The 12,841-nt window shown below is 74.9% G+C and carries 10 protein-coding genes; 8 read left to right on the forward strand and 2 right to left on the reverse strand.

Features of this window, described 5'->3' with window-relative positions:
* Positions 1 to 7: 7 nt before the first annotated feature.
* The 8 genes from IE108_RS07040 to IE108_RS07075 all read left to right on the forward strand — a co-directional run bounded on the left by IE108_RS07040 (position 8) and on the right by IE108_RS07075 (position 11,566).
* The gene (locus tag IE108_RS07040) at positions 8 to 1,177 is read left to right on the forward strand and encodes an ATP-binding protein (RefSeq protein ID WP_064726661.1); all 1,170 of its coding nucleotides are present in this window, start codon (positions 8 to 10) and stop codon (positions 1,175 to 1,177) included.
* Positions 1,178 to 1,182: 5 nt separating this feature from the next.
* Positions 1,183 to 4,854, forward strand: a complete 3,672-nt coding sequence (locus tag IE108_RS07045) for a vWA domain-containing protein (protein WP_064726663.1) — start codon at positions 1,183 to 1,185, stop codon at positions 4,852 to 4,854.
* A complete protein-coding gene (locus tag IE108_RS07050) occupies positions 4,851 to 6,923 on the forward strand; it encodes an SWIM zinc finger family protein (RefSeq protein ID WP_107420074.1) in 2,073 nt (690 codons plus the stop codon). Before IE108_RS07045 ends, IE108_RS07050 begins: the two co-directional genes overlap by 4 nt.
* A gap of 53 nt (positions 6,924 to 6,976) precedes the next feature.
* Positions 6,977 to 8,002 (forward strand): LacI family DNA-binding transcriptional regulator, encoded by a 1,026-nt coding sequence (locus tag IE108_RS07055; RefSeq protein ID WP_064726664.1) that lies wholly within the window; start codon positions 6,977 to 6,979, stop codon positions 8,000 to 8,002.
* A 250-nt stretch (positions 8,003 to 8,252) separates the two neighbouring features.
* Positions 8,253 to 9,416 (forward strand): glycoside hydrolase family 12 protein, encoded by a 1,164-nt coding sequence (locus IE108_RS07060; RefSeq protein ID WP_064726666.1) that lies wholly within the window; start codon positions 8,253 to 8,255, stop codon positions 9,414 to 9,416.
* A gap of 94 nt (positions 9,417 to 9,510) precedes the next feature.
* Positions 9,511 to 10,605: a lytic polysaccharide monooxygenase auxiliary activity family 9 protein gene (locus IE108_RS07065; protein ID WP_064726668.1), complete on the forward strand. Its 1,095-nt coding sequence runs from the start codon at positions 9,511 to 9,513 to the stop codon at positions 10,603 to 10,605.
* A 112-nt stretch (positions 10,606 to 10,717) separates the two neighbouring features.
* The gene (locus tag IE108_RS07070; protein WP_064726669.1) at positions 10,718 to 11,107 is read left to right on the forward strand and encodes a luciferase domain-containing protein; all 390 of its coding nucleotides are present in this window, start codon (positions 10,718 to 10,720) and stop codon (positions 11,105 to 11,107) included.
* A gap of 90 nt (positions 11,108 to 11,197) precedes the next feature.
* On the forward strand, positions 11,198 to 11,566 hold the full coding sequence (locus IE108_RS07075; protein ID WP_064726670.1) for a DUF779 domain-containing protein: 369 nt from the start codon (positions 11,198 to 11,200) through the stop codon (positions 11,564 to 11,566).
* A 32-nt stretch (positions 11,567 to 11,598) separates the two neighbouring features.
* Here the strand turns inward: IE108_RS07075 and IE108_RS07080 are convergent, their stop codons facing one another.
* The gene (locus IE108_RS07080) at positions 11,599 to 11,793 is read right to left on the reverse strand and encodes a hypothetical protein (protein WP_064726672.1); all 195 of its coding nucleotides are present in this window, start codon (positions 11,791 to 11,793) and stop codon (positions 11,599 to 11,601) included.
* A 116-nt stretch (positions 11,794 to 11,909) separates the two neighbouring features.
* A complete protein-coding gene (locus IE108_RS07085; protein WP_064726673.1) occupies positions 11,910 to 12,773 on the reverse strand; it encodes a phosphatidylinositol-specific phospholipase C/glycerophosphodiester phosphodiesterase family protein in 864 nt (287 codons plus the stop codon).
* Positions 12,774 to 12,841: the final 68 nt, after the last annotated feature.

The following is a 12,841-nucleotide window of genomic DNA, read 5'->3' on the forward strand; positions in this document are numbered from 1 at the left end:
ACCCTCGATGACCACCACCCTCTCCCCCGGCACCACTCGGCAGATCGTCCCGCCCGAGGAGCGCCACGCCACCGAACTGGCCTTCCTCGCCGCCCACGACGACGGTCCGCGTCCGCCCGCCTGGCGGCTCACGCCCCGGGCCGTGGTCACCTTCGTCATGGGCAGCGGCGGCCAGGCCCTGCGGTTGCCCGACGACGCGGAGGTGCCCGAGGGCGTGCCCCGCCGACTGGTCGTGGAGGGCAAGTTCGTCGGCGACCGGGCCCTCGTCGAGCGGTGCGTCGTCACGCTGGCCGGGGAGCGCGGTCTGCTGCTGGTCGGCGAGCCCGGCACGGCCAAGTCCATGCTGTCGGAGCTGTTGTCGGCGGCCGTGTGCGGCACGAGCGGACTGGTCGTGCAGGGCACGGCCGGCACCACCGAGGACCAGCTCAAGTACGGCTGGAACTACGCCCTGCTGCTGGCTCAGGGCCCCAGCCGGACGGCACTCGTCCCCTCCCCCGTGCTGACCGCCATGACCCGGGGCGGCATCGCCCGCGTCGAGGAGGTGACCCGCTGCCTGCCGGAAGTGCAGGACGCCCTGGTCTCCCTGCTCTCCGAACGCCGCATCGCCGTCCCCGAGCTCTCGGGCACGGACGACTCCCTGGCGCACGCCGCGCCGGGTTTCAACCTGATCGCCACCGCCAACCTGCGCGACAAGGGCGTCTCCGAGATGTCGGCCGCCCTCAAGCGCCGGTTCAACTTCGAGACGGTCGGCCCCATTCCGGACCTCGACGCCGAGACGGCGCTGGTCCGCGGTCAGGCGCGGGCCTCGGTGGAGCGGGCGGGCGCGCCGTTCCAGGTCGACGACGCCGTTCTGGAGGCGCTGGTCGTCGCCTTCCGCGACCTGCGTGAGGGGCGGTCGGCGGAAGGCTGGGAGGTCGAGCGGCCGTCCACCGTGATGAGCACCGCCGAAGCCGTGGCCGTGGCGGGCGCGCTCGGGCTCGCGGCGGCCTACTTCCCCGGGGACCGCGACGTGCTGGGGCTGCTCCCCGGGCACCTCCTCGGAGTGGTGCGCAAGGACGACCCCGCCGACGCCGCACGGCTGCGCGGCTACTGGGACGGTCCGGTGCGGCGCCGGGCGGAGCAGGGTTCGGCCACCTGGCGCACCCTGTGGGACCTGCGCACGGTCCTGGAGGGCTGACTCCCATGTCCGTGCTCCAGCCCGCGCCGTCCGCGGAGTCTTCGCCGCCGGGATCGCCGTCGCCGTCCCCGGAGGCCGCGGTGGCCGCGCTCACCGATCCGGCCGCGCCCTACCTGATCGGCGTACGGCACCACGCGCCGTCCCTCGCGGCGGCCGTGCCCGCGCTGCTGGAGGCGGCCGCTCCGGACGTGCTGCTGGTCGAGCTGCCCGCGGAGACGCAGCAGTGGCTGCCGTGGCTGGGGCACGAGGAGACGCGGGCGCCGGTGGCCCTCGCCGCCGCCCGTGCGGGGGACGGCGGAGGGACTGCCTTCTACCCGTTCGCCGACTTCTCGCCCGAACTGGCCGCCGTGCGCTGGGCCGTCCGGCGCGGTGTGCCCGTCGTGGCGTGCGACCTCCCGCTGGCCGACCGCGCGTGGCGCCGGGGGAGGCGCTCCGGCGCACCGGTCCCACGCGTGACCCCCTCCTCCGTACCCGAACCACCGGAGGTTCACGGGCCGGGGCTCACCACCGCCCTCCGGGCCCGGCTCACCGGTCGCCCGGGGGACGACCTGTGGGACCGGCTGGTCGAGGCCGCGGCCCCGGGATCGGAGCCGGAGGCGCTGCGCCGCGCGGCGCTGCTCACCGGGTGGGCCCTGCGTGCGGAGGCCGCGGCGGCGGACGGGGTGCCCGAGGTGGATCTGCGGCGCGAGGAGTGGATGCGGTGCCGTCTGGCGGCGGCCACCGCGGACGGTGCGCGGGCCGCGGTGGTCGTCGGTGCCTTCCACGCCCCCGCGCTGCTGGCCCCGGCCGGTGCGGCCGACGAGATCCGGGACGGCTGCGCCACGGATGGCGCCGGGTGGACCACGTCCCTGATCCCGTACACGTACGCGCTCCTGGACGAGCGATCCGGCTATCCGGCGGGCATCAGGGACCCCGAGTGGCAGCATCTGGTGCTGCGGGCGGCTGGCGACCCGGACGCCCTGGAGGAGGCGCTGACGCGCGCGGCCGTGCGCGTGTGCGCCGAGCTGCGCGCCCTCGGCCACCCCTCGGGCCCCGCGGACGCGCGCGAGATCACGAGGCTGGCCTCGGACCTGGCCCGGCTGCGGGGACTGCCCGCGGCCGGCCGGGGCGAACTCGTCGAAGCCGTGCAGACGGTGCTCGCCCAGGGCGAACCGTACGGCAGGGGCCGGGCCGTGGCACGGGCGATGGAGCGGATCCTCGTCGGAAGCCGCAGTGGTCGCCCCGCGCCGGGCGCGCCACGCAGCGGGCTCGCTCCGGCGGTCGAGTCCGAGGTGTCGCGACTGGGTCTGCCCGGCCCGCGACCGGCGGGCGTGAACGGTCCGGGGGCGGCGGCCAAGGACCTGCGGCTGGACCCGCTGCGCTCCGACCTCGACCGGGACCGCGACCTGCTGCTGCGGCGCCTGGCCGTGTGCGGTGTGCCGTACGCGGAGCCGCGGGGCGTCGTCGGTACGGGCGGTGCCGAGGCGCTGACCTCGCGGTGGGAGGTGCGCTGGACGCCGGCGACCGAGGCGATGCTGTCCGCGGTCGGGGTGCACGGAGTCACGCCCGCTCAGGCGGCGGAGGGCGTCCTGCGCGAGCGCCGGCGGACCGAGCGGGACGAGGGTGGTCCCATGGCCGCGCAGACACTGGACGGGCTCCGGCAGGCGGCCGAGTGCGGCCTGCCGGCGCTGGCGGACGCCCGCCTGGCCGAGGCCGCGGACGTGCTGCCCGCCTCCGCGACACTGTCCGAACTCCTCACCGGGCTAGCCCTGTTGGACCGGTTGCGCGCCGGGCACGTCGCCGGGCTGGGGGTGGACGAGGACCGCGCGGCCAGGGCGGACGCCGTGGCCGGCGTTCTGACCGCGGCCGCCGTGCGCCAGGTGGACGGGCTGACCGGCGCCGAGGACCCGGCGGACGCGCACGCCCTGCTGGAGCTCGCGCACCGGGCGGACGTCCTGGGCGGCGTCCGTCTGACCGACGCCCTGGCCAGGCTCGAACAGGAGGGTTCGCCCCTGATGCGCGGTGCCGCCGGAGCGGTGCGGGTACTCCTGGGGCACGAGGACCCGGACGTCCTCGGCGGGCGGGTCGCCTCCTGGGTCGACGGGGCGACCGACCGCGAGTCCCGCTCCGCGCTCACCGCGAGGCTGACGGGTCTGCTCACGGCCGCCGGCCCGCTGCTGGAGTCGGCCGCACCGGCGCTGGACCCCCTGCTCGACCGGGTGACCGGGTTGTCGGACCAGGACTTCCTGCACCGGTTGCCCGCGTTGCGCGGCGGTTTCGACACGCTCAGTCCGGCCGCCCGGGACCGGCTCCTCACGGCCGTCGAGGAACGCCTGGACGGCGGCGGCCCCGCCGACCGGGCGGACCGGGCCCGGCCGGGCGAGCTGGGGCGCACGGACCCCGCGGCGCTCGCCGTGTGGACGGGCGCCGACCTCGGGGCGCGCGCGGCGTTGGCCAGCCTCGGTCTGCTGCCCGCACCGGCTGCCGCCGGGGCATCGGCATCGAATCCCCGGACGCCACCCGCGGATGCGGAACGGAAGGCACCCGCACCCGCGACAACCCCGCCCCCCGATCCCACCCCGCACCACATCGCCCCCGTCGACCGCTGGCGGCTCCTGCTCGGCCGTCGTACCGACCAACTGCCGTCGGCAGCGGGTGCGATGGCCACCGCGCTGGACGAGTTGTACGGCAGCGGGAGGGGCGAGGGCAGCCGGGGTGAGCTGACCGGCCCCGGCCGCAACGGCGGCGGTGGACGGGAAGCCTCCTATCCGAGCGTCCGGGAGTGGTCGCAGGAGCTGAAGGCGCTCTTCGGCCCCGGCGTCCGCGAGGAGGTGCTGGCGGCGGCAGCGGCGGCGGGCCGGCCCGACGTGCTGGCCGAACTCGACCCGGACAGCGTGCGGCCGTCCGTCGATCTGCTCCGCACGGTCCTCCGGCACGCGGGCGGCCTCCCTGAGGCGCGGCTCGCGGCGCTCCGGCCCCTGGTCCGCCGCCTGGTGGACGCCTTGACCACGCAGCTGGCCACACGGCTGCGCCCCGCACTGCACGGCGCCGTCCTGCCGCGCCCCAGCCGTCGGGCCGGCGGCGGCCTCGACCTGCCCCGCACGCTGCGGGCCAACCTGGCCGCCGCCCGCCGCGGGCCGGACGGCAAGGTGCTGGTGGTCCCCGAGCACCCCGTCTTCCGCACCCGGGCCAAGAGGTCCGCCGACTGGCGGCTGGTCCTCGTGACGGACGTGTCGGGGTCCATGGAGGCCTCCACGGTCTGGGCCGCCCTCACCGCGTCGGTCCTTGCGGGGGTGCCCACGCTCTCCACGCACTTCCTGGCGTTCTCCACCGAGGTCATGGACCTCACGGACCACGTCGACGACCCGCTGTCCCTGCTGCTCGAAGTGAGCGTGGGCGGTGGCACCCACATCGCCGCGGGACTGCGGCACGCGCGCGAGCTGGTCACGGTGCCGTCGCGCACCCTCGTCGTGGTCGTCAGCGACTTCGAGGAGGGCTATCCCCTCGGCGGACTGCTCTCCGAGGTCCGCGCCCTGGCCGGAAGCGGATGCCACGTGCTGGGCTGCGCCAGCCTCGACGACGCGGGCCGCCCCCGGTACTCCACCGCGGTCGCGGCGCAGCTGGTCGCCGCGGGCATGCCGGTCGCCGCGCTGAGCCCACTCGAACTGGCCGGCTGGGTAGGGGAGAAGATCGCATGAACGCCCGTCTTCCGCACGTCGATCCCTCGGTGACTGCCCAGCTCGTCGCGGCACTGACGCCCAGGCTGCGCAAGCGGCTGGACTCAGGGGTGGGCAAGGTGGCGGCACGGCCGGTGAGCCGGGAGGGCGACGTCGTACGCATCGCGCTCGACGACGACACGGATCTCGAACTGCACGCTCCCGGCGGGGTCGTGACCCGGGCCGAGGCGATCCGCTGCGGGTGCCTGCTCGCGCCCGACTGCCTGCACCGGGCCGCCGCGGCCTCGGCTGCCCCGGTCGCGGAGCCCGCGGCCCTGCCCACCACGCCGGCGCCGCCCACCACTCCGGCGCCGGCCACGGACCCGAGCACGGCCTCCCCACCGACCACACACGGAGCCGCCAGCCCGACCGGGACACCCACCCCCACCACCGGAGCCACGCCGACCGCACCGCACTCCCCGCCGCCCGACGAGCACGCCCACGCCTCCACCCCCGCCCAAGACACCGCCACTCCCGCCCAACGCACCGCCGCCACCGCCCTGCACGACGCCGCTGCCGCCGTGCTGGAGGCCGGTACGGACGGAGCCGGTGCCGTGCTGCAGGCGGAGTTGCTGCGGGCGGCGCACACCGCACGGCTCGCCGGACTCCCCCGGGCCGCGGGCCGGGCCGTCGCCGTGGTCACGGCATTGCGCGCGGCCCGCGGCGGCGACCCCGCCTACCGGCTCGCCGATCTCACCGCCGCCCTGCGCGAGATCCTGGTGCTCGCCCACCGGATCCCCGACGCCACCGGGCCGGAACTCGCCGGACTGCGCGGCAGCGTGCGGCAGCCTTACACCCCGGACGGGTCCCTGCGGCTGTACGGACTCTTCGCCGAGCCCGTCCTCTCGGCGACCGGGTACGCGGGTGCCGTCACCTGGACCGCCGATCCGACGGGCCGCCTCCACACGGTGTCCGACGTGGCTCCGGGCGGTCCCGAGCGGGCCACGGGCGCGGCGGACCGTGCCGTGCGCATCGGCGACACGTCCCTGACCCACCGTGAACTGTCGCGCGCGGGGCTCGCCGTGTCCGGCGCGACCGTCTCCCCGGCGGGCCGCCTGGGCGCGGGGGCGGGTGTGCGCGCCGTACGCGCGTCCGGGGTGGACTGGAGCGCCGAGCCGCTGGACCGCCTGTGGGCGGTACCGGTGACGGAGCAGATCTCCCGGGCGCTGAGGGACGACCAGGACGCGCGGGAGGACCAGGACCTGCTGTTCCTCGACGTCACGCTCGTCGGCACGGTGCGCGAGGCGGCGGGCGAATGCCTGCTCGCGGAGTGCGACGGCCTCACGGTGCGGCTGACCGCCGCGCACGACCACCCGGCGCTGCCCCACCGTGAGAACCTGCGCCTCCTCGCGTCCGTGCCCGGAGTCCGGCTGCGCGTGATCGCCCGCCTCACGCCGGGCCCGCTCCCCCGCGCGGCGTTGCTCGCCGTGAGCCACCCCACCGACCCCGGCCGACATGTCGACCTGGGCCTCGACCGCCTCGGCCGAGCAGACCTCCCCACCGCCCCGACCGGGCGGCCCCACCCCCTGCCCCACCCCGCAGACCAAGCCCACCGCGCGCCCCATCCCGGGCCATCGCAGCGGCCCACGCCCCCTCCCCCCGTCGACGACGCCCCGCTCCACCTTCTGCGCCGCCGGGTCACGCAGGCCGTGTCCGGAGGGCGGCGTGTACTGGCGTTCCCCGGAGGCCGGGACACCGAGGCGGCGCGGTTGCGCCGGTACGGCCTGGGCACCGCCGGTGATTTGCTGACCGAGCTGCACGCCACCGCGGCGGACCGCGCACGCGACCCCTTCGGCCGGCTGCTCCCCGCCGACACCGCCCGCTTCGTCCGCGCCTGGCTGGGCGCCGCCCTCTACACCGAGTTCCTCGACCGCGCCCTGTGCGCGGCGGCGTGGGGCGCGAGCCTCGGCACCACGGGGAGGTCCACCGCACCGGGCCACAGCACCACGGGGAGACCCACCGAGGAACCCGGCGCCACGGGGATGCCCGCCGTTCCCGACCCCGAGGCGGCCATCCGCCCCGCCGCACCACCCGCACGATCCGGCCACTGAGCGGAGCGTGGCGCCGTACTATCGGATGATCTCGTGGGGGAAGGCGGGCGGACATGGGCAGACAGCGTCCCGGTACGCCGACGCTGGAGGAGGTGGCCGCCCTCGCCGGTGTGGGGCGGGGCACCGTCTCGAGGGTCATCAACAACGCGCCGGGCGTGCGGGACTCGACCCGCCGGGCCGTGCAGCGGGCCATCGCGGAGCTGGGCTACGTGCCGAACCTGGCGGCGCGTTCGCTGGCGGGGCACCGGGCGGACGCGGTCGCGCTGGTGATGACGGAGACGGACTGGCGGATGTTCGGGGAGCCGTTCTTCACGGAGATCGTGCACGCCGTGGGCGACGCCCTGACCGACACGCCGGTGCAGTTGCTGCTCACGCTGGTCCGCACGGACACCGAGCGCCGGCGCTTCGTGGAGTACGCGCGGGGCGGGCGGGTCGACGGGGTGCTGCTGATGTCGGTGCACGCCGCGGACCCCCTGCCGGACATGCTGGCGAAGGCGGGGCTGCCCACGGTGATGCTGGGGCGACGCTCCGGCGACGAGAGCGTCACCTACGTCGACGCCGACAACGCCGGGGGCGCACGGGGGGCGGTCACGTATCTGCTGGAGAGCGGCCGGCGGGCGATCGGGGCGATCAGCGGGCCGCTGGACATGTACGTCGCCGAGTGCCGGCTGCGCGGGTACCGGGAGGCACTCGAGCTGAGCGGCGTGGCGGCCGATCCCTCGCTGGTCGTGGAGGGCGACGACTTCACCGAGGAGACCGGGCGCCGGGCGATGACGAGCCTGATCGGCCGCCATCCCGAGCTGGACGCGGTGTTCGCCGCCTCGGACACTCTGGCCGCCGGTGCGCTCGAGGCGCTCGGCGCCGCCGGCCGGCGCGTGCCCCGGGACGTGGCCGTCATCGGCTTCGACGACCTCCACCCGGCCCGGCCCACGGACCCGCCGCTGACGACGGTCCGGCAGCCGCTGGGGGAGATCGGCCGCGCGATGGTGCGGCTGCTGCTGGAGGAGATGGAGGAGTCGCCCGTCGCCTGGCGGCACGTCATCCTCCGCACGGAACTGGTGCGTCGGGACACCGCCTGACCCAGACCGGCCGCCAAGCCCCTCCCGTCGAATGCGCCCGCCCGCCGGGAGCGCTCCCGGCGTAGGCCCCGCTCCCACCTGGAGCTTCCGCACCCGTTCGACGCCACTCGTGCGCACACTCTTGTCAGGAACATGAACCCCTCCTACAGTCCCCAGTCAACCGGTAGTTGGGAGCGCTCCCATCAGTGGGGAGTTGGGAGCGCTCCCGCTCCGGCCCCCTTCCCCCACCGCCCTCCTGGAGAGGCCCCCCATGCGAACGCCACGACCCCGGAACCGCTCCTTACGCGGCCTCTTATCCGTACTGGTGGCGACCCTCGCCGCCGTCGCGGCCGTCGCCGCCCTCGCCTCGCCCGTCGCCGCGGCCGCGCCGGCCGAGGCCGACACCACCCTCTGCGAACCCTTCGGAACGACGACGATCCAGGGCCGGTACGTCGTCCAGAACAACCGCTGGGGTTCCAGCGCCACCCAGTGCGTCACAGCCACCGACAGCGGCTTCCGGGTCACGCAGGCCGACGGCTCGGTGCCGACCAACGGGGCACCCAAGTCGTATCCGTCGGTGTTCAACGGCTGTCACTACACGACCTGTTCGCCGGGCACCAGTCTGCCGGCGCGGCTCGACACGATCGCCGAAGCGCCCTCCAGCATCTCCTACGGCTTCGTGGGGAACGCCGTCTACAACGCCTCGTACGACATCTGGCTGGACCCGGCCCCCCGGACCGACGGCGTCAACCGGACCGAGATCATGATCTGGTTCAACCGGGTCGGCCCGATCCAGCCCATCGGCTCCCCCGTCGGCACCGCCGCGGTCGGCGGCCGGACCTGGGATGTCTGGAGCGGCGGCAACGGCACCAACGACGTGCTGTCGTTCGTGGCCCCGTCGGCGGTCAGCAGCTGGAGCTTCGACGTCATGGACTTCGTCCGGGCCACCGTCGCGCGCGGACTCGCCGGGAACGACTGGTACCTGACGAGCGTCCAGGCGGGCTTCGAGCCCTGGCAGAACGGCGCGGGCCTGGCCGTCAACTCCTTCTCCTCCACCGTGCGGACCGGCAGCGGCCCCGGGACCCCGGACCCCGGTCCCGGTACGCCCGGCGGGACCGAGACCTGCGAGGTGTCGTACGGCACGAACGTCTGGCAGAACGGGTTCACCGCGGACGTCACCGTGACCAACACCGGTACGGCCCCCCTCGACGGCTGGCGGCTGGCCTTCACGCTGCCCTCGGGGCAGCGGATCACCAACGCCTGGAACGCCTCCGTCACCCCCTCCGCCGGCAGCGTCACCGCCTCCGGTCTGGCGCACAACGCCCGGATCGCTCCCGGCGGCAGTCTGTCGTTCGGCTTCCAGGGCTCGCACGACGGGGCGTTCGCCGAACCGGACGGCTTCCGGCTCAACGACACCGCCTGCACCACGGCGTGAGCGCTCCCCCTCCCGTCCGGTCGCAGCCCCGCCCCGGGCGGGAGGGGGGTTCCAACTCCTCCCCCCTCTTCCCACCGCGGAACCAGGAGACCTCATGGCTCGACGCAGCAGACTCCTCTCCCTCGCGGCCGTGCTGGCCACCCTGCTCGGCGCACTCGGCGTGACCCTCCTGATCGGACAGGGGCGGGCCGAGGCGCACGGCGTGGCGATGATGCCCGGCTCGCGCACCTACCTCTGCCAGCTGGACGCCAAGACCGGCACCGGCGCCCTCGACCCGACGAACCCGGCCTGCCGGGCGGCCCTCGCCGAGAGCGGCGGGACGGCGCTGTACAACTGGTTCGCCGTGCTCGACTCCAACGCGGGCGGACGCGGCGCCGGATACGTGCCCGACGGCACCCTGTGCAGCGCCGGCGACCGTTCCCCGTACGACTTCTCCGCCTACAACGCCGCCCGCGCGGACTGGCCCCGCACGCATCTGACGTCCGGCAGGACGATCAAGGTGCAGTACAGCAACTGGGCCGCGCACCCCGGTGACTTCCGCGTCTACCTGACCAGGCCGGGCTGGTCTCCCACCTCCGAACTGGGCTGGGACGACCTGGAGCTGATCGACACCGTGACCAACCCGTCGCAGCAGGGCTCGCCCGGCACCGACGGCGGCCACTACTACTGGGACCTCGCGCTGCCCTCGGGCCGCTCGGGCGACGCGGTGATGTTCATGCAGTGGGTGCGTTCGGACAGCCAGGAGAACTTCTTCTCCTGCTCGGACGTCGTCTTCGACGGCGGCAACGGCGAGGTCACCGGCATCCGCGGTGCGGGCGGCACGCCCAGCCCGGACCCGACGCCCACGCAGCCCCCGACGACTCCTCCGCCGACCCACTCCGGTTCCTGCATGGCGGTCTACTCCGTCCAGAACTCCTGGAGCGGCGGCTTCCAGGGCTCCGTCGAGGTCATGAACCACGGTACCGAGCCCCTCGACGGCTGGGCGGTCCAGTGGCGGCCCGGCGCCGGGACCACGCTGGGCGGGGTCTGGAACGGTTCCGCCTCCAGCGGCGGCGACGGCACGGTGACCGTCCGGAACGTGGAGCACAACCGGGTCGTCCCACCCGACGGCAGCGTGACCTTCGGCTTCACCGCCACGTCGACCGGCAACAATTTCCCGGCCGGCACCATCGGCTGCGTCGCGCCCTGACCTCCCCGTAAGCGGTCGGCGGGGCTCCGCGCCGGGCCCCGCCGACCTCACGTACCGGTTACAAATCGCTCAACCTCTGGTTGCGGCGGGGTGATCGGGCGACGATGGGGGCATGACTCCGGCCCAGCACGCCTTCGAGCGGCTGCAAGCCTGGCCCGACCTCACCGCGAGTCCGGCCAGCTGCGGAACCGGACGGGCCCTGCGCTCCGTCCGCGACGAGATCGTCCACTTCCATTCGGACCGGGACGTGGACCTCCACCTCACCCACCGGGCCATCCAGCGCTTCCAGTACGACCTGAGCGGGTCCAGCGCCATCCGGCTGGTCGCCGGCTCCCGGTGGGTGACCGTGCACCTCGACTGCGACGCCGACGCGGACCTGCTGCTGAGCCTCGTGAGCATCGCGCTCAAGGCCCACCAGTCGCGCCCCGCCGCCGACCCGCCGTCGGGCTGCAACTTCCACCGGGTCACGGTGCTGCCCCGCACCCTGGCCGGCGAGGCCTGACGGACGCCGACGCAGATGCTCGCGCGACCGCGCGGGTCAGGCTGCCGCGCGCAACCCCTTCGCAACCTTCCGCGTGCTGGAATGCGCACCATGGGCGACACATACGAGGAGACCCCCCGCGTCGAGCTGACCCCCGCAGCCGCCGATCTGCTGCGGGTGCTGCGCGAGGAGCACGGCCCGCTGATGTTCCACCAGTCCGGCGGCTGCTGCGACGGCAGCGCCCCCATGTGCTACCCGGCCGGCGAGTTCCGCACGGGCGGCGCGGACATCCTGCTCGGCGAACTGGCCGTCGACGGCGTCGCGGAGCCGGTGGAGTTCTGGATGTCGCGCAGCCAGTACGAGGTATGGAGCCACACCCGGCTGACCGTGGACGTCGTCCCGGGCCGGGGCAGCGGCTTCTCGCTGGAGGCGCCCGAGGGGGTGCGCTTCCTCATCCGCTCACAGGTCGTGGGCGCGTAGAGCTTCCGCCCGGCCGGTCGTGTGGGTGGTGGTCACGGTCTGAGGCTGCTCACGATGTCCGCCGTGGCGGTCAGGCCGCTGTTGATGGTCGGGGCGATGCTCGTGCCGGCCAGGTAGAAGCCGAGCAGCAGGCAGACCAGCGCGTGCGAGATCTTGAGCCCGCCGTTGCGCAGGAAGAGCACCGCGAGGACGAACAGCAACAGCACCACAGAGATGGAAACGGCCATCGTCAACCTCCTCCGCCACGTCCACTTCGCGGCGTTCGGCCGCAAGTGTGGCGTAGCGGAGGGTTCGTCCGTGCGGCTGACCTGTCCGCCGAACGAGTGATGTTCCCGCGGGTGCCCTACGCGTCCCGGTGGGCGTCCAGGAACGCCTCCAGGCCCGCGAGGTCGTCGGTGTTGAGGTGGTCGACGCCGGCGGCCACCAGTTCGGTCCACACCGCGTCCCGTGCGGGGCCCGCGATGTCGGGCGTGGCCCAGAACCGCACCCGCTGTCCGCGTGCGTGCGCCGTGCCGACGATGCTCCGCAGCCTGCGCCGCTCGGCGTCCGGGAAGGCGCCCACGCCCTGCCAGGTGAAGTTGAGCGTCCAGTTGTCGCTGATCAGCGGGACGAAGGAGGCGGGTGCGGAGGTGCCGAGGTCGGCGAGGCGGCCGTCGTAGAAGGCGCGGCGGGTGCGCTGGGCCTCCATGGGGGCGCGGGCCGCCCGGTCGCCGGAGACCACGGCGGTGACCGCGCCGGGCAGGACCCGCCCGTGGGCGTAGCTGGTGAACAGGTGTCCGTAGCGGCGCAGTTGGCGGTCGAGTTCGAGGTACGTCGCCGCACCCTCGGTCTTGATGTCGACGAGGAGTTGCAGTGCGCGGCGGTCCCGGCGGTAGACCCTGCCGTGGTGGGCGCGGACCCGGGCGGCGAGGGGGGCGAGGTAGAGGGATTCCAGGGTGCGGGACGGGTCGAGGTCCTCGGGGTCGTGGGCGACGAGGAGTTGGCCCTCGACCAGGTAGATGTCGGCCTCGACGCTGCCGAAGCGGTGGTCGAGGGCGTCGAGGAGCGGGCGGGGGTGCTCGTAGTCGTTGTGGGCGTGCGCGCGCCACAACGGGCGCGGTCCGCGCCCGCCTTCGCTCGCCAGCGCGGTGCCTGCGGGCAGGGCGACCGCGCCCGCGAGGGCGGCGCCGAGGGTGGTGAGGGCTCTGCGTCGGGTGGTGAGGGCCATGCTCTGCCTCCCTGGAGGTGCCGTACGGGACGCCAGTGAGTATGCGGTCCCGGTACCGCCGGAGTGCA

Origin of the sequence: Streptomyces parvulus (assembly GCF_014648855.1) — a bacterium.
In the GTDB taxonomy this organism is placed as follows: domain Bacteria; phylum Actinomycetota; class Actinomycetes; order Streptomycetales; family Streptomycetaceae; genus Streptomyces; species Streptomyces parvulus.